Origin of the sequence: Erwinia typographi, from assembly GCF_000773975.1 — a bacterium.
In the GTDB taxonomy this organism is placed as follows: Bacteria; Pseudomonadota; Gammaproteobacteria; order Enterobacterales; family Enterobacteriaceae; genus Erwinia; species Erwinia typographi.
In genome coordinates this window covers 19,317-35,426 of the sequence record NZ_JRUQ01000023.1, presented here as the reverse complement: position 1 = coordinate 35,426, position 16,110 = coordinate 19,317, and the positions used below count along the sequence as shown (strand labels likewise).

The following is a 16,110-nucleotide window of genomic DNA, read 5'->3' as shown; positions in this document are numbered from 1 at the left end:
TGCGGCGATGATGCCGCCCTGCGGCACCCTCATTCGTAGCCCCACCCCACCCTTAATTATAGACGAGGATGGGCAGCAGGCTTACGTGCGATGCGTCAGAATGGAATCTACCAGCCCATACTCTACAGCTTCGCTAGCGGACAGGAAACGGTCACGTTCCGTGTCTCTCTCGATTTCTTCAAGAGTTTTTCCCGTATGTTCGGCCATCAGCTCATTCATACGCTGCTTCACTTTCAGAATTTCGCGCGCGTGAATTTCAATGTCAGTCGCCTGACCCTGATAACCGCCCAACGGCTGGTGAATCATCACGCGTGAATTTGGCAGGCAGTAACGCTTGCCTTTCGCTCCGGCAGTCAGCAGGAACGCCCCCATCGAGCACGCCTGGCCCATACAGATGGTGCTGACGTCAGGCTTGATAAACTTCATGGTGTCGTAGATCGACATCCCTGCGGTAATCACGCCACCAGGAGAGTTGATGTAAAGATGGATATCTTTTTCCGGGTTCTCGGCTTCCAGAAACAGCATCTGAGCGACGATCAGATTCGCCATATGATCCTCAACCTGTCCGGTCAGGAAAATAATGCGCTCTTTGAGCAGGCGAGAAAAAATGTCGTAAGAACGCTCTCCGCGAGAGGTTTGTTCGACCACCATCGGCACTAAAGCCATATGAGGTGCAGTTTGTTCACGTTCGCCACTGTATGACATTACCGTCTCCTGGATAAATTTCAGTTTGGCAACACTCCGTACCAATTCTACTTGAGAGCCGTACGGAACACTATGTTTCCATTACTTTCCCCACAATCCCCGGTGACCAACAAGACAGGTCTCGGTACGCCATAATTTTCTATCTGGGGATGCTGCCCCGCTGATTCAAGCATAACAACGTTTTTATCAACTGCTAACCGGGAAAAGTAGCTTAGTCGATATTTTGCCGCTTTAATGAGCGAACAGGCACCCTAAGGCACTTCCGCGCAGCGGATAAAAGCAAAAAGCCCGCGGTCATCACAACCGCAGGCTTTTATTTAACTTGCAGAATCAGAGGATCAGGCTGGCTGCGCCTGGTTCATCAGTTCCTGGAAGTTAGTGGCTTTTTCGGTCACTTTGGCTTTCTCCAGTACGGCTTCCACCGCCTGTTCTTCCAGCGCAACGTTACGCATGTTGTTCATCAGCTCGTTATTCTTGCTGTAGAACTCAACAACTTCTGTCGGATCTTCGTACGCTGAAGCCATCTCTTCGATCAGCTCTTTCACACGATTTTCGTCAGCTTTCAGCTCGTGGGTACGAATTACTTCGCCCAGCAGCAGGCCAACGACAACGCGGCGCTTAGCCTGCTCTTCGAACAGTTCACGAGGCAGCTCAAACGCCTGCTTCTCGTTACCGCCAAAGCGCTGTGCAGCCTGGCGGCGCAGCACGTCGATTTCACCATCGATCAGAGCAACCGGCACCTCGATGTCGTTAGCGCTGACCAGACCGTCGATAGCCTGAGTCTTCACACGGTTACGCACGGCGCCTTTCAGCTCGCGCTCCATGTTTTTACGCACTTCAGTACGCAGACCCGCTACGGAACCATCTTCCACGCCGAAACGCTTGATGAACTCTTCAGTGAATTCCGGCAGCTCGCGCTCTTCCACTTTCTTCAGGACGATTTCAAACTTGGCTGCTTTCCCTTTGAGGTTTTCAGCGTGGTAATCTTCCGGGAAGTTCACGTCGATAGTGAAAGTTTCGCCCGCTTTGTGGCCGACAACACCCTCTTCAAAGCCTGGGATCATGCGCCCCTGGCCCATTGCCAGAACGAAGTCGGACGCCTTGCCGCCTTCAAACTCTTCGCCGTCTACAGAGCCGCTGAAGTCGATAGTCGCGCGGTCTTCAGCTTCAGCTGCACGGTCAGTTTCTTTCCAGGTGGCCTGCTGCTTGCGCAGGGTGTCCAGCATGGTATCAACGTCAGCGTCAGTCACTTCCACAATCGGTTTTTCAACTTCGATCGCTTCCAGGCCTTTCAGCTCAACTTCCGGGTACACTTCGAACTCAACAGAAAAGGTGAAGTCTTCGCCCAGTTTGTACTCGCCCGGCACGTAGTTTGGCGCGCCAGCCGGGTTAATTTTTTCTTTGATAATGGCGTCAACGAAGTTGCGCTGCATCAGTTCGCCCAGAACGTCCTGGCGAACAGAGGCACCGTAGCGCTGCGCTACGACGGTCATCGGTACTTTCCCTTTGCGGAAGCCGTCAATACGTATCTTTTTAGACACGTTGACCAGCTCACTTTTCACCGCGTTATCGATCACATCTTTAGCAACGGTAATCGTAACGCGACGGCCCAGGCCCTGAGTTGTTTCTACTGAAGCTTGCATCTTATTACCTCAAAAAAATCACGTACTCGGTCAACTTCAGACCCTCCCTGCTCCGCAAGAAACAGGATAGAGACTAAGAACCGGGACGGCTTCTGGTGCCAGAATCGCATTCCCTGTTATCAGAAGCGTCCCGAAGACATTCCGAAAAATAGACGCAGCATTATAGCGGCAACGTCTTAACGAGTCGAGGCTGCTCACCCCAGACATTGCGCTAACTTGCGCTCTTTTATCCGATAAATCGTAGAAAAGTGGGACGAGGTGCAGATTTTTCTGCAAAAATGACAAAGCGGCCCGCAGGCCGCTCTGGAGGAAATCGCTGCGATCAGGCCAGAGTCCCTGCTCCACGACAGTTTGGCGAGGCGGGAACCGTATCCTGTAATCCCTCCCACTCTTTGACGGTGTAGGTATGCAACGCCAGCGCGTGTACGCCGCCAGCCAGCTCATCTGCCAGCGCCCCATAGATAGCACGGTGGCGCATCAGAAAACGCTGATTGAGAAAGCTGTCGCTGACAATGACCACTTTAAAGTGACTTTCCGCACCGGCTGGGACGTTATGACGGTAGCTTTCGTCATGCACTTCCAGATGAACAGGTGCAAATGCCGTTCTCAACTTTTCTTCTATTTCTTCGCGGATCATACCTGGACTCCTCTACGACAGTGAGCTGTACCCATCTCTTTCAATATTAGCTGGTTTTTTACCTTTCCCGCTTCGATCGGCTAAAAATATCCGGCGATGAAGGTCCGCTACTGTGCATTTTCCACTTAACTGCTGCAACCCAGCGCAGGAAAAAAGGTCGAAGGTTTTGCGGATGAGCCGCGCTGAAAAAGTGCAAGATGATGAATTTACGCGCTATCGGGGCTTCCTCTTGTAACAGGCAATGTTATGATGACCGCAGTTTTGTCAGCACTACACCCTTTGTCATCGAGAAAATAAGCATGTTAAAAAAATTAATTTTTCCTCTGCTGGCCGTGTTTATTCTGGCTGGCTGTGCAAGCAACAGCAATACGCTTACCGTTTCACCTAAAATCCAGCTGCCGCAGCAGGACCCCAGCCTGACCGGCATCACTGTCAGCATCAACGGCGCCGATCAGCGTAGCGATCAGGCGCTGGCCAAAGTGAACCGCGATGGTCAGTTGGTAACGCTAACGCCGTCACGCGATCTACGCTTCCTGCTCCAGGAAGTGCTGGAGAAGCAGATGGGCGCGCGCGGTTATATGATCGGTCCAAACGGTGCGGTTGACCTACAGATCGTGGTCAATAATCTGTATGCGGACGTTACCCAGGGCAACGTGCGCTACAGCATCACCACCAAAGCCGACATCTCTATTATTGCTACCGCGAAAAACGGCAACAAGCAGGTGAAGAACTATCGCCAGACCTATAGCGTGGAAGGCGCGTTCTCAGCCACCAACGATAAAATCACTAACGCGGTTAACTCCACGCTTAGCGATGTGATTTCTGATATGGCTCAGGACACCAGCATCCACGAGTTCGTTAAGCAAAACGCCCGTTAATTAGCTTATGCCCGTCGGCAACCCGACGGGCTCTGTTCTAAGGTTTGTATGTCCAACCACTACCTCCAGATATTTACCCAACGTAACGCAGCCCTTCTTCTGATCCTTGGTTTCGCTTCCGGTCTGCCGCTGGCGCTGACATCCGGTACGTTACAGGCCTGGATGGCGGTGGAAAACGTCGATATCAAAACCATAGGCTTCTTCTCGCTGGTAGGACAGGCCTACGTTTTTAAATTCCTCTGGTCACCGCTGATGGACCGCTACACGCCGGCGTTTTTAGGCCGTCGTCGCGGCTGGCTGCTGGTGACGCAGCTGCTGTTAATCGTCGGGATAGCCCTGATGGGCTTTATGGACCCTTCACGTAATTTGACCATGCTGGCGGCGCTGGCCGTGCTGGTCGCCTTTTGCTCTGCCTCTCAGGATATTGTCTTTGATGCCTGGAAAACGGATGTGCTGCCTGCCGAAGAGCGAGGAAGCGGTGCGGCGATCAGCGTGCTGGGCTACCGTCTGGCCATGCTGGTATCGGGAGGACTGGCGCTGTGGCTGGCCGATCGCTATCTGGGCTGGCACGCCATCTGGTGGCTGATGGCGGCGATGATGGTTCCCAGCGTGATAGCCACGCTGTTAGCCAGAGAGCCAACCTATCCGGTTGCCCGCCCGCACAGCCTTGAACAGGCGGTGATCGCTCCCCTGCGCGACTTCTTTAACCGCAATAATGCCTGGCTGATCCTTTCACTGATTGTCCTTTATAAGCTTGGCGATGCTTTTGCCGCCAGCCTGACCACCATTTTCCTGATTCGCGGCGTAGGCTTTGATGCCGGTGACGTCGGGCTGGTGAACAAAACCCTCGGCCTGATAGCGACCATCATCGGAGCGCTTTACGGCGGGATCCTGATGCAGCGCCTGAGCCTTTTCCGGGCGCTGATGCTGTTCGGCATTTTGCAGGCGGCGTCGAACCTGGCCTACTGGTTCCTTTCGGTAACGGACAAGCATCTGTACAGCATGGCGGCTGCGGTGTTTGTCGAAAATCTGTGTGGCGGCATGGGGACCGCGGCCTTTGTGGCGCTGTTGATGACGCTGTGCAACAAATCCTTCTCAGCTACCCAGTTTGCCCTGCTTTCGGCTCTTTCCGCGGTGGGACGGGTTTACGTCGGCCCGGTGGCTGGCTGGTTTGTCGAGAGCTGGGGCTGGCCGACGTTTTATGCGTTCTCGGTTGTTGCCGCCCTGCCGGGGCTGGTTCTGCTGGCCGGTTGCAAAACCACGCTGGAACGGGCGCAAAGCGGCGAAGACTTTGCCCCGCGTAGCCACTTCACCTCCGGCTATCGCTGGGCGTTGAGAGCGCTGAAATCCGGCGCTGCGCTGGTGGCGGTCGGTCTGATCCTGCTGGCGCTAGGGGCTGGCGGCCTGCTGGATGCCGGTGCCATGACTGGCCTGCTGTTGCAAAGCGGAATGGCGCTGGCCGTGGTCGGAATCGTCTGCGGCAGCCTGCTGGATTACCTGGCGCTGCGCCGATCCCATCTGCTGTGACCGGCAGCCAGCGGGAAGGAGAGCTATCGCCGCCCGGTGTTAAGCGGGAAGGAGAGCTATCGCCGCCCGGTGTTAAATGAACACATTGGGGCAGAAAACGCAGCCGCGCAGCACGCTTTACTTTCTGCTGTAAAAAATTTCGCCCCCTAACAATAACGTAACAAAATGGCTGGTTTTATCGCCAGATAACCGCTCTGCACGAACAGGGCGCCAGCCGATTTTTAACAATTTTTTCTGCGGAAAAATTAGCCCCTCTCCGTTATGTCCGAAAAGGTTTTACCCTTTACATTGCTCAAAACAGAATATTAAAAACCGGTACGTTATTATTATTGTATAAACTTAATCACACAAATGATGCAGGCATGTTAAATAATTGAGTGCCAAATTCGCTGTTTATAGCAGAGACCATCTTAAAGACGGGGATATCATTGGTTTTTGTTATATTGCCAGCAAGCCCTTGCTGCTATTCATATTTTGTCACCTACAGCAACATCTGTGACAGCCTTTGCAAAAGGTGTCAACACGGCGCTGACACAAGACGTTGTTGGTTTACAGTACTGAAACGTTCCCGTAAAATGCCGCCACACTTAAACGACAATAGAGCCCTTGTCATTGAGGTCGTTAAATGAGACTCAGGAAATACAATAAAAGTTTGGGGATTTTGTCATTAATTGCAGGCACTTTATTGTTAAGTGGCTGTGATAGTGCGTTATTGAATCCCAAAGGACAGATTGCACTGGAGCAACGTTCGCTGATACTGACAGCTTTTGGCTTGATGATGATCGTCGTTATTCCCGCAGTCTTAATGGCCGTGGTGTTCGCCTGGAAATATCGGGCATCCAATACCAATGCGAAATACAGCCCTAACTGGTCACACTCGAATAAAGTGGAAGCCGTGGTCTGGACTGTCCCCATTTTGATTATTATTTTCCTTGGCATCCTGACGTGGAAATCGACCCACGCGCTCGAACCAAGTAAACCTCTGGCCTCCGACGTGAAGCCGATTGAGATCGATGTGGTTGCATTGGACTGGAAGTGGCTGTTCATCTACCCGGAACAGGGTATTGCGACAGTTAACCAGATCGCATTCCCGGCAAACACGCCAGTGAACTTTAAGATCACGTCTAACTCCGTCATGAACTCCTTCTTCATTCCGACCCTCGGCAGCCAGATTTACGCGATGGCGGGTATGCAGACTAAGCTTCATCTGATTGCGAATGAACCAGGCACCTTTGACGGCATCTCCTCTAACTTCAGTGGTCGCGGTTTCTCTGGCATGAAGTTTAAAGCGATTGCCACGCCTGACGGTGCTTCATTCGATCAGTGGGTAGCAAAAGCGAAAGAATCATCCAACACACTCACCACAATGGATGACTTCGAGAAACTGGCTGCACCAAGCGAAAACCATCCGGTTGAGTTCTTCTCTACGGCCAATCCTGAATTGTTCAAGCAGATCATCGGCAAATTCAAGATGAACCACGGGAAGATGGACATGTCGGGACACGAAGGCATGGACATGAGCGAAGCCGCTAAAGCGGGAGCCGAGGAATAATACGATGTTGGGAAAATTAACCCTTGATGCAGTACCGTATCACGAGCCGATTATCGTGGTTACGGTTGCCGCCATCATTCTTGGTGGTCTGGCTGTTGCTGGAGCAATTACTTACTTCGGTAAGTGGCAATACCTGTGGTCAGAATGGCTGACGTCAGTCGACCACAAAAAACTCGGTATCATGTATATCATCGTGGCCTTCGTCATGCTGCTGCGCGGCTTTGCCGATGCGGTAATGATGCGTAGCCAACAGGTGCTGGCTTCGGCCGGTGAGGCCGGGTTCCTCCCCCCTCATCACTACGACCAGATTTTCACCGCCCACGGCGTGATCATGATCTTCTTCGTAGCGATGCCGTTTGTTATCGGTCTGATGAACATCGCTGTTCCTCTGCAGATCGGTGCGCGCGACGTAGCCTTCCCGTTCCTGAACAACCTGAGCTTCTGGTTCACGGCTGTCGGTGTGGTGCTGGTTAACCTGTCGCTGGGCGTGGGCGAATTCGCTCAGACCGGCTGGCTGGCTTATCCACCGCTTTCCGGCGCAGAGTACAGTCCGGGGGTCGGCGTTGACTACTGGATATGGAGTCTTCAGCTGTCGGGGATCGGGACGACGTTAACCGGGATTAACTTCTTCGTTACCATCATGAACATGCGCGCGCCTGGCATGACCATGTTCAAGATGCCCGTATTCACCTGGGCCTCGCTGTGTACTAACGTTCTGATTATCGCCTCGTTCCCGGTTCTTACCGTAACGCTGGCGTTGCTGACCCTGGATCGCTATCTGGGCTTCCATTTCTTCACCAATGAAATGGGCGGCAACATGATGATGTACGTCAACCTGATTTGGGTTTGGGGTCATCCAGAAGTGTACATCCTGGTTCTGCCGGTCTTCGGGGTCTTCTCCGAAGTGGTGGCAACCTTCTCTAAAAAGCGCCTGTTTGGTTACACCTCACTGGTCTGGGCAACGATTGTTATCACCATCCTGTCCTTCATCGTGTGGCTGCACCACTTCTTCACCATGGGTGCCGGTGCGAACGTTAACGCCTTCTTCGGTATTATGACGATGATTATCGCCATCCCTACCGGCGTTAAAATCTTCAACTGGCTGTTCACCATGTACCAGGGCCGCATTCAGATGCACTCTGCTATGTTGTGGACCGTCGGCTTCCTGGTCACCTTCTCTGTCGGTGGTATGACCGGTGTTCTGCTGGCGGTGCCGGGCGCAGACTTCGTGCTGCACAACAGTCTGTTCCTGATTGCCCACTTCCATAACGTGATTATCGGCGGTGTGGTGTTCGGCTGCTTCGCTGGTGTGACCTACTGGTTCCCGAAAGCTTTCGGCTTCTGCCTGAATGAAAAATGGGGCATCCGCGCCTTCTGGTTCTGGATTATCGGTTTCTTCGTCGCCTTTATGCCGCTGTACGCGCTGGGCTTCATGGGGATGACCCGTCGTCTGAGCCAGGACATCAATCCACAGTTCCACCCTCTGCTGGTGGTGGCTGCGGTCGGTGCTGCGCTGATCGCCTGTGGCGTTCTCTGCCAGATTACTCAGTTCTGGGTCTCCGTACGTGACCGTGAGCAGCTGCGTGACCTGACTGGCGATCCGTGGGGCGGTCGTACGTTGGAGTGGGCAACCTCTTCACCACCGCCGTTCTACAACTTTGCTGAAGTGCCTTTGGTCCACGAGCGCGATGCGTTCTGGGAAATGAAGGAAAAAGGTGAAGCTTACAAACAGCCTGCGCACTATGCCGAAATCCACATGCCGAAAAACAGCGGTGCTGGCGTGGTGATCGGGGCATTCAGCCTGGTGTTTGGTTTCGCCGCTATCTGGCACATCTGGTGGCTGGTTGGTCTGTCGTTCCTCGGAATGATTCTTAGCTGGGTAATCAAGAGCTTTGATGAAGACGTTGATTATTACGTTCCCGTTGCCGAGATCGAAAAAATCGAGAATCAGCACTTTGACGAAATTAGCAAAGCAGGTCTGAAAAATGTCGACTGAAACTCTGACTAAACACCACGACGCCCATGCGGAGCATGGGCATCACGATGCGGGAGCCAATAAAGTCTTTGGCTTCTGGATCTACCTGATGAGCGACTGCATCATCTTCGCCACCCTGTTTGCTACCTTCGGTGTGATGGTTAACAACACCGCGGGCGGCCCGGCTGGTAAAGATATTTTTGAACTGCCGTTCGTTCTGGTTGAAACCGCCCTGCTGCTGTTGAGCTCCATTACCTATGGTTTTGCCGTAATCAACATGAACAAAGGCAGCAAAGGCGCCGTTATCGGCTGGCTGGCGCTGACCTTCCTGTTCGGCGCAGGCTTCATCGGGATGGAGCTGTATGAATTCCATCACCTGATTGAAGAGGGCTTCGGTCCGCAGCGCAGCGGTTTCCTGTCAGCCTTCTTTACGCTGGTGGGGACTCACGGTCTGCATGTGACTTCTGGCCTGATCTGGATGGCGGTGCTGATGTACCAGATCGCCAACCGTGGTCTGACGGCAACTAACCGTACCCGAATCCTGTGCCTGAGCCTGTTCTGGCACTTCCTGGATGTTGTCTGGATTTGCGTATTCACCATTGTCTACCTGATGGGAGCCATGTAATGAGTCATTCAGCAAACGAACATGGTGCCTCACACGGTAGCGTGAAGTCTTATATGATCGGCTTTATCCTGTCGATCATTCTGACAGCGATACCTTTCTGGATGGTCATGGATGGCGGCGCGTCAAAAGCGACCATTCTGGGTGTGGTGCTGGTGTGTGCGGTGGTTCAGGTGCTGGTGCATTTGGTCTACTTCCTGCACTTGAACACCTCCTCTGAAGAGAGATGGAACCTTGTGGCGATTGTGTTCGCTGCAATCATCATTTTGATAGTTGTTGTTGGCTCGCTGTGGATCATGTGGAACCTCAACTACAACATGATGGCCAACTAACCGAGTTACCCGTGATGATAAAGCTATACCTGCAAGTAACGAAACCAGGAATTATTTTCGGAAATTTAATTTCTGTCATCGGGGGATTCCTGCTGGCTTCTAAAGGCAGCATCGACTATCCCCTGTTTCTCTCCACCTTAGTCGGCGTTTCGCTGGTGGTCGCATCGGGTTGTGTTTATAACAACTTTATAGACCGTGACATCGACGTAAAAATGGAGAGAACCAGAAATCGAGTGCTGGTTCAGGGCCTCATTTCTCCGACAATCTCTCTGGTTTATGCAACCGTTCTGGGTATTGCTGGATTCGCGTTGCTGTACTTCGGAGCAAACCCGCTGGCCATGTGGCTGGCGGTGATGGGCTTTGTGGTGTATGTCGGCATTTATAGCCTGTATATGAAGCGCAAGTCGGTATACGGCACGCTGATCGGCAGCCTTTCGGGCGCGGCGCCGCCGGTGATTGGCTACTGTGCGGTGACCAGTCAGTTTGATGCTGGCGCGCTGATCCTGCTGGCGATCTTTAGCCTGTGGCAGATGCCGCACTCGTACGCGATTGCCATCTTCCGTCTTAAGGATTACCAGGCAGCGAATATCCCGGTTCTGCCGGTGGTAAAAGGGATCTCCGTGGCAAAAAATCATATTACGCTCTATATCCTGGCGTTTATGATTGCCACCCTGATGCTGACGCTGGGCGGCTATGCGGGTTACAAATATCTGGTGGTTGCCGCTGCGGTTAGCGTGTGGTGGCTGGGGATGGCGCTGTCGGGCTATAAGACGCAGAATGACCGCGTCTGGGCACGTAAGCTGTTTGTCTTCTCCATCGTCGCCATTACCGCGCTGAGCGTTATGATGTCGGTCGATTTCATGGCCCCGGCCTCGAAAGACCTGCTGACCATGGTCAGGTAACGCAAAACTCATCACGCAGGGCGCGACTATCGCGCCCTTTCTTTTTTTGTTACCACTTCGCGACAAGTATTATTTTACCCGCCCTGCCCCGCCACCTAAAATACGTCGACCAGATAAACCGAGGTAGTAATGAACGATAATAAAATGACTCCAGTCGAGCTGCGTGCGACATGGGGTTTGGGGACGGTATTTTCCCTGCGAATGCTGGGAATGTTTATGGTTTTGCCGGTCCTGACAACGTATGGCATGGCATTGCAGGGAGCCAGCGAAGCATTAATCGGCCTTGCCATTGGCATCTACGGTTTAGCGCAGGCCGTCTTCCAGATCCCCTTCGGGCTGTTATCGGATCGCATTGGCCGTAAGCCCCTCATTATCGGTGGATTACTCATTTTTGTTCTCGGCAGCGTGATTGCCGCGAGCACCGCGTCTATTTGGGGCGTGATACTGGGCCGTGCCCTGCAAGGCTCTGGCGCGATCGCCGCCGCCGTTATGGCGCTGCTTTCCGATTTGACCCGCGAACAGAACCGCACCAAAGCGATGGCCTTCATCGGCATCAGCTTTGGCGTGACCTTTGCCATCGCGATGGTGTTAGGGCCGATCGTCACGCATGCACTGGGGCTACATGCGCTGTTCTGGATGATTGCGATTCTGGCAAGCAGCGGGATTGTCATAACGCTGCTGGTGGTGCCGTCGACCCCTAATCATCTTCTCAACCGTGAATCGGGCATGGTTAAAGGATCGATCAAAGATGTGCTGGTTAATGGCCGCCTGATAAAACTGAATTTCGGCATTCTTTGCCTGCATATTTTATTAATGTCGAGCTTTGTCGCGTTGCCGGGTGAATTTGAACGAGCCGGTTTTCCTGCTGAGCAGCACTGGAAAGTGTACCTGGTCACCATGCTGATTGCCTTCTGTAGCGTGATCCCGTTTATCATTTACGCCGAAGTGAAGCGTCGTATGAAACGGGTATTTATCTGCTGCGTTGCGCTGATGCTGATTGCCGAGATTGTGCTGTGGGGCGCCGGGAATAATTTCTGGACGCTGGTGGTCGGCGTACAGCTGTTCTTTATCGGCTTCAACCTGATGGAAGCGATTTTACCGTCGCTGGTCAGCAAAGAGTCTCCTGCAGGCTATAAAGGCACGGCGATGGGGCTGTACTCCACCAGCCAGTTCCTGGGTGTGGCGATTGGCGGCAGCATGGGCGGCTGGGTATTCGGTCATTTCGATGCGCAGTCCGTGTTCCTGGTCGGTACGCTGGTTGCCGCCGTCTGGCTGCTGGTGAGCGGCACCATGCAGGAACCGCCTTACGTCAGCAGCCTGCGCATTCTGCTGGATGAAAGCCCGCTGGAGAAGGATGAGCTGGAGCAGCGTCTGAAGGCGCAGCCGGGTGTGGCGGCGGTGTTCATCGTGCCGGAAGAGAAAAGCGCCTACGTGAAGATCGACAGCAAGGTGACCAATCGCGCGGAGCTTGAAAAGCTGGTGGCCGAAGCGGCTTAAACGTTAGCTGAGGGGCGGGCGAGGCGAAAACCTGCTGCAATAGCCCGTTAGCCAGCATCCCGTAAATACGTCTTTGCAGGTCCGGCTGCCGCATCCTTGCGGCAGACCTCAGAATAACGGGCCACGTCATTCCCCCGCCACATCCAGGCAGCTTAGTCGCGGAAGTTTTTAAACTGGAACGGCTGGCCCAGATCGCCGCCACGCACCAGCGCCATCGCGCCCTGTAGATCGTCGCGGGATTTCCCGGTAACGCGCACTTCTTCACCCTGAATCTGCGACTGCACCTTAAGCTTGCTGTCTTTAATCAGCTTAACCAGCTTTTTTGCCACGTCGGTTGGAATGCCCTTCTTCATTTTGGCCTCCACGCTCCAGGATTTTCCGCTATGCTCGATCTCTTCCGGGATCTCCAGCGCCGCGCCCTCAATACCGCGCTTGAGCAGCTTCTCACGCAGAATGTCCACCAGCTGTTTAACCTGAAAGTCAGACTCGCTCAGCACTTTGACCGATTCGCTTTTCTCATTCAGCTCGTAGCTGGCGGTGACGTTGCGAAAATCGAAACGGCTTGAGATTTCGCGGTTGGCATTTTCCACCGCATTTCGGACTTCCTGCATGTCAATTTCTGAAACAATATCGAAAGATGGCATGATATCTTCTCCTGATTCTAAAGTGACATGCATAATACCCACTTAGAGCCGGTAAAAAAACCATCGGCGTTGAAAGCTATAATAAGGTTAACAAGCCAGCGTGGCGCCGGTCAGGGCCAACGACATGGTTGAGCCAACGCAACCCGTACGCGGGGAGGACGCATGAAGATTACCGTATTGGGATGCGGTGCATTAGGGCAAATCTGGTTAGCTGCCCTCAACGCTCAGGGTCATGAAGTTCAGGGATGGCTGCGGGTGCCGCAGCCCTACTGCTCAATAAACGTCATCGATCTGAACGGCACAGCGATTAATAAGACCTGTATCGCCAACGATCCGAAATTCCTGGCGGAAAGCGACCTGCTGCTGGTCACGCTAAAAGCCTGGCAGGTTTCCGAGGCGGTAAAAAATCTCCAGTTCATCTTGCGCGACAACTGCCCCATCCTGCTGCTGCATAATGGCATGGGCACGCTGGATGAACTGAAAGCCTTGCCGCAGCCGCTGCTGCGGGGGATTACCACCCACGCGGCAAAACGTGATGGCACGGTGATTATTCACGTCGCGGCAGGCATCACCCACATCGGCCCCACTTCTCCTGACGCGGCAGCGCTCAGCGAGTGGGCTGAAATCCTACAGCAAGCTTTGCCCGACGTGGCCTGGCATAACAATGTGGCTTCTGCCGCGTGGCAAAAGCTGGCGGTGAACTGCGTGATCAACCCCCTCACCGTGCAGTATGACTGTCCAAACGGCGAGCTGCTTAACCACCTGCCGGAAGTCACGGCGCTGTGTAATGAAGTGGCTCAGGTTATGGAGCGCGAAGGTCAGCACACTTCACGCGAAGGGCTGCTTGACTACGTGCTGGACGTTATCGCCACCACATCGGCTAATACTTCCTCAATGTTGCAGGATATCCGCGCCGAACGCCGCACGGAGATAGATTACATTACCGGCTACGTCATCCGACGGGCGCGGGCGCAGGGGCTGGCGACGCCTGAAAACAGCCGACTTTATGAATTGATTAAGCGAAAGGAACAAGACTATGAGCGCGAACGCATCGGTACTGGTTTGCCTGGCACCTGGCAGTGAGGAAACGGAGGCGGTCACCACAATCGACCTTCTGGTGCGCAGCGGCTTAAACGTCACTACCGCCAGCGTAACGGATGACGGCAGTACGGAAATTCGTTGTTCAAGAGGCGTGCGCCTGCTGGCTGATGCGCCGCTGGTTGAGGTGGCGGACCATGAGTTTGCCGCTATCGTCCTGCCCGGCGGATTAAAAGGGGCTGAAGCCTTCCGTGACAGCCCGCTGCTGGTAGAAACCGTGCGCCAGTTTCACCTCTCCGGCCGCATCGTGGCGGCGATTTGTGCTGCAGCTGGCACCGTTCTGGTCCCCCATAACCTGTTTCCAGTGGGAAATATGACCGGTTTTCCGGGACTCAAAGAGACTATACCCGAAGAGAAGTGGATGGATAAGCGCGTGGTTTGGGACCCACGGGTCAATCTGCTGACCAGCCAGGGACCGGGGACGGCTATCGATTTTGCCCTGAAGCTGATTGACCTGCTGGTGGGGAAAGAGAAAGCGCATGAGGTCGCCAGCCAACTGGTGGTAGCGGCGGGTATTTTTGATTACCGCGAGTGGATCGAATAACAGGGATGGAAGAACTGTAAGCCTGCCAGCGGACGTTTCGCTGGCAGAGGTAAGGCTGAGTGAGGATGAAAAGGCTCATCCTCATCATTCAGGGCCGGTAAACCTTCACATTTTTAAACCCCTGCTCATGCAGATACAGCGCCTGTAAACGGCTCATCACGCCGCGCTCGCAGTACAGCAGCCAGGTTTTGCTCTGATCGAGGTCAGCAAACTGGGTGCTGAGCTTGTAGAACGGCAGCCCTTTCACTTCAACCTCTTCCAGCTCCAGCGGGCGATCGTCCTGCTCATCCGGCGAACGGATATCCAGCACCACATCGTCAGGGCCAAACGAAACGACCGTTTCTACTTCGACCACTTCCTGCTGGGTATCCTCCGCAATTCTGCGAATATCGACGTTGGTCGCTTCCGCCACCATCCGATCGAGGATGGCAAAATCGAAGTTCTGCTCTTCCGCCTCGATCTTCGCCTTGACCGCTTTTACGGTGGGACTTTTGGAGATCACGCCACAGTATTCAGGCATGGTGCGGGCAAAATCTTCCGTACCGATATGGCGCGCCAGATTGATGATGTGCTCTTTATCATGGGAAATCAGCGGACGCAGGATCAGCGTATCGCTGGCATTATCAATCAGCCTCAGGTTGGTCAGCGTCTGGCTGGACACCTGGCCCAGCGCTTCGCCGGTCACCAGCGCCTGCACATCGTAACGCTCGGCGATTTTTGACGCGGCGCGTACCATCATGCGTTTCAGCACGACGCCCATCTGCCCGTCTTCAACTTTTTCCAGGATCTCCCCCACCACCGGCTCAAAGTTGATCGCCACAAAACGCACCTTATGCGAACGCCCAAAGCGGTTCCACAGGTAATGCGCCACCTGACGGACGCCGATCTCATGCGCCGCGCCGCCCAGGTTAAAGAAGCAATAGTGCACGCGGCAGCCGCGACGCATCAGCATATAGCTGGAGACGCCGGAGTCAAAACCGCCAGAGATCAGCGACAGCACGTCTTCCTGGGTGCCGATAGGGAAGCCGCCAATGCCTTCATGACGCCCGGTGACCAGCAGCAGGCGGTCGTCTTCAATCTCCAGATTCACCGTCACCTCAGGGTGGTTCAGCTTCACCTGGGCGCTCTCGACGTGCTGGTTCAGCCCGCCGCCAACGTAGCGTTCAACGTCCTGCGAGCTGAAATCATGCTTACCGCGACGCTTCACGCGCACGGCAAAGGTTTTCCCTGCGATACGTTCGCGGTTCAGCTCCAGCGTCTGCTCAAAGATGTGGTGAATATCGGTATAAGCCCGATCTTCCACCGCCAGCACATGGTGGATACCGGGAATACGCTGCAACTCGTCGACAATCACCGCGCGCTTGCTTTCGTCTTTTGAACGCAGTTCGATATGGTCCCAGTGGCGGACTACGGCCAGCGTCTCATCGCTGTCCTTGAGTACGTTGCGGATGTTCGTCGTCAGGATTTTGATAAAACGCAGGCGAACGGTCTGACTTTTGATGGTAATTTCGGGGAACAGCTTAATGATAAACTTCATGGTGGCATGGGTTCGTT

At 53.9% G+C, this 16,110-nt stretch carries 15 protein-coding genes; 10 read left to right on the top strand and 5 right to left on the bottom strand.

Features of this window, described 5'->3' with window-relative positions; translation table 11 throughout:
- Positions 1 to 81: 81 nt before the first annotated feature.
- The 3 genes from clpP to bolA form a co-directional block, all read right to left on the bottom strand.
- Complete coding sequence (clpP, locus tag NG99_RS06445) at positions 82 to 705, bottom strand: ATP-dependent Clp endopeptidase proteolytic subunit ClpP (RefSeq protein WP_024967267.1); 624 nt, start codon at positions 703 to 705, stop codon at positions 82 to 84.
- Between the two features lie 338 nt (positions 706 to 1,043).
- Complete coding sequence (gene tig, locus NG99_RS06440; RefSeq protein WP_034889765.1) at positions 1,044 to 2,348, bottom strand: trigger factor; 1,305 nt, start codon at positions 2,346 to 2,348, stop codon at positions 1,044 to 1,046.
- Positions 2,349 to 2,670: 322 nt separating this feature from the next.
- On the bottom strand, positions 2,671 to 2,985 hold the full coding sequence (gene bolA, locus NG99_RS06435; RefSeq protein WP_034889761.1) for a transcriptional regulator BolA: 315 nt from the start codon (positions 2,983 to 2,985) through the stop codon (positions 2,671 to 2,673).
- 299 nt (positions 2,986 to 3,284) lie between these two features.
- On the opposite strand from bolA, the gene NG99_RS06430 reads away from it, so the two are divergent.
- From NG99_RS06430 to NG99_RS06395, 8 genes are all read left to right on the top strand, one after another.
- Positions 3,285 to 3,863, top strand: a complete 579-nt coding sequence (locus NG99_RS06430; RefSeq protein WP_034889757.1) for a lipoprotein — start codon at positions 3,285 to 3,287, stop codon at positions 3,861 to 3,863.
- Positions 3,864 to 3,911: 48 nt separating this feature from the next.
- The gene (gene ampG / locus NG99_RS06425) at positions 3,912 to 5,390 is read left to right on the top strand and encodes a muropeptide MFS transporter AmpG (RefSeq protein ID WP_034889753.1); all 1,479 of its coding nucleotides are present in this window, start codon (positions 3,912 to 3,914) and stop codon (positions 5,388 to 5,390) included.
- A gap of 625 nt (positions 5,391 to 6,015) precedes the next feature.
- A complete protein-coding gene (gene cyoA, locus NG99_RS06420; RefSeq protein WP_034889749.1) occupies positions 6,016 to 6,942 on the top strand; it encodes a cytochrome o ubiquinol oxidase subunit II in 927 nt (308 codons plus the stop codon).
- 4 nt (positions 6,943 to 6,946) lie between these two features.
- Positions 6,947 to 8,938 carry a cytochrome o ubiquinol oxidase subunit I gene (gene cyoB / locus NG99_RS06415; RefSeq protein WP_034889746.1) on the top strand — a complete coding sequence of 664 codons (1,992 nt, stop codon included), beginning with the start codon at positions 6,947 to 6,949 and terminating at the stop codon, positions 8,936 to 8,938.
- A complete protein-coding gene (locus tag NG99_RS06410) occupies positions 8,928 to 9,542 on the top strand; it encodes a cytochrome o ubiquinol oxidase subunit III (protein WP_034889742.1) in 615 nt (204 codons plus the stop codon). Before cyoB ends, NG99_RS06410 begins: the two co-directional genes overlap by 11 nt.
- On the top strand, positions 9,542 to 9,871 hold the full coding sequence (locus NG99_RS06405; protein ID WP_034889739.1) for a cytochrome o ubiquinol oxidase subunit IV: 330 nt from the start codon (positions 9,542 to 9,544) through the stop codon (positions 9,869 to 9,871). The genes NG99_RS06410 and NG99_RS06405 overlap by 1 nt, the downstream gene beginning before the upstream one ends.
- Positions 9,872 to 9,885: 14 nt before the next feature.
- On the top strand, positions 9,886 to 10,773 hold the full coding sequence (gene cyoE, locus NG99_RS06400) for a heme o synthase (protein ID WP_034889735.1): 888 nt from the start codon (positions 9,886 to 9,888) through the stop codon (positions 10,771 to 10,773).
- A 129-nt stretch (positions 10,774 to 10,902) separates the two neighbouring features.
- Positions 10,903 to 12,270 (top strand): MFS transporter, encoded by a 1,368-nt coding sequence (locus NG99_RS06395; RefSeq protein ID WP_034889731.1) that lies wholly within the window; start codon positions 10,903 to 10,905, stop codon positions 12,268 to 12,270.
- Positions 12,271 to 12,422: 152 nt separating this feature from the next.
- Here the strand turns inward: NG99_RS06395 and NG99_RS06390 are convergent, their stop codons facing one another.
- The gene (locus NG99_RS06390) at positions 12,423 to 12,914 is read right to left on the bottom strand and encodes a YajQ family cyclic di-GMP-binding protein (protein ID WP_034889729.1); all 492 of its coding nucleotides are present in this window, start codon (positions 12,912 to 12,914) and stop codon (positions 12,423 to 12,425) included.
- 162 nt (positions 12,915 to 13,076) lie between these two features.
- Between NG99_RS06390 and panE the strand changes: the two genes are divergently transcribed.
- Positions 13,077 to 13,997: a 2-dehydropantoate 2-reductase gene (panE, locus tag NG99_RS06385; protein WP_034889726.1), complete on the top strand. Its 921-nt coding sequence runs from the start codon at positions 13,077 to 13,079 to the stop codon at positions 13,995 to 13,997.
- Positions 13,951 to 14,556 (top strand): protein deglycase YajL, encoded by a 606-nt coding sequence (yajL, locus tag NG99_RS06380; protein ID WP_034889723.1) that lies wholly within the window; start codon positions 13,951 to 13,953, stop codon positions 14,554 to 14,556. Before panE ends, yajL begins: the two co-directional genes overlap by 47 nt.
- Before the next feature lie 88 nt (positions 14,557 to 14,644).
- On the opposite strand, the gene thiI is transcribed toward yajL, so the two are convergent.
- Positions 14,645 to 16,093 carry a tRNA uracil 4-sulfurtransferase ThiI gene (gene thiI, locus NG99_RS06375; RefSeq protein WP_034889720.1) on the bottom strand — a complete coding sequence of 483 codons (1,449 nt, stop codon included), beginning with the start codon at positions 16,091 to 16,093 and terminating at the stop codon, positions 14,645 to 14,647.
- Positions 16,094 to 16,110 lie beyond the last annotated feature (17 nt).

Excerpts from the sequence above, each read along its gene's own strand:
- clpP (WP_024967267.1), bottom strand. The coding sequence starts at position 705 with ATGTCATACAGTGGCGAACGTGAACAAACTGCACCTCATATGGCTTTA.
- tig (WP_034889765.1), bottom strand. The coding sequence starts at position 2,348 with ATGCAAGCTTCAGTAGAAACAACTCAGGGCCTGGGCCGTCGCGTTACG.
- bolA (WP_034889761.1), bottom strand. The coding sequence starts at position 2,985 with ATGATCCGCGAAGAAATAGAAGAAAAGTTGAGAACGGCATTTGCACCT.
- NG99_RS06430 (WP_034889757.1), top strand. The coding sequence starts at position 3,285 with ATGTTAAAAAAATTAATTTTTCCTCTGCTGGCCGTGTTTATTCTGGCT.
- ampG (WP_034889753.1), top strand. The coding sequence starts at position 3,912 with ATGTCCAACCACTACCTCCAGATATTTACCCAACGTAACGCAGCCCTT.
- cyoA (WP_034889749.1), top strand. The coding sequence starts at position 6,016 with ATGAGACTCAGGAAATACAATAAAAGTTTGGGGATTTTGTCATTAATT.
- cyoB (WP_034889746.1), top strand. The coding sequence starts at position 6,947 with ATGTTGGGAAAATTAACCCTTGATGCAGTACCGTATCACGAGCCGATT.
- NG99_RS06410 (WP_034889742.1), top strand. The coding sequence starts at position 8,928 with ATGTCGACTGAAACTCTGACTAAACACCACGACGCCCATGCGGAGCAT.
- NG99_RS06405 (WP_034889739.1), top strand. The coding sequence starts at position 9,542 with ATGAGTCATTCAGCAAACGAACATGGTGCCTCACACGGTAGCGTGAAG.
- cyoE (WP_034889735.1), top strand. The coding sequence starts at position 9,886 with ATGATAAAGCTATACCTGCAAGTAACGAAACCAGGAATTATTTTCGGA.
- NG99_RS06395 (WP_034889731.1), top strand. The coding sequence starts at position 10,903 with ATGAACGATAATAAAATGACTCCAGTCGAGCTGCGTGCGACATGGGGT.
- NG99_RS06390 (WP_034889729.1), bottom strand. The coding sequence starts at position 12,914 with ATGCCATCTTTCGATATTGTTTCAGAAATTGACATGCAGGAAGTCCGA.
- panE (WP_034889726.1), top strand. The coding sequence starts at position 13,077 with ATGAAGATTACCGTATTGGGATGCGGTGCATTAGGGCAAATCTGGTTA.
- yajL (WP_034889723.1), top strand. The coding sequence starts at position 13,951 with ATGAGCGCGAACGCATCGGTACTGGTTTGCCTGGCACCTGGCAGTGAG.
- thiI (WP_034889720.1), bottom strand. The coding sequence starts at position 16,093 with ATGAAGTTTATCATTAAGCTGTTCCCCGAAATTACCATCAAAAGTCAG.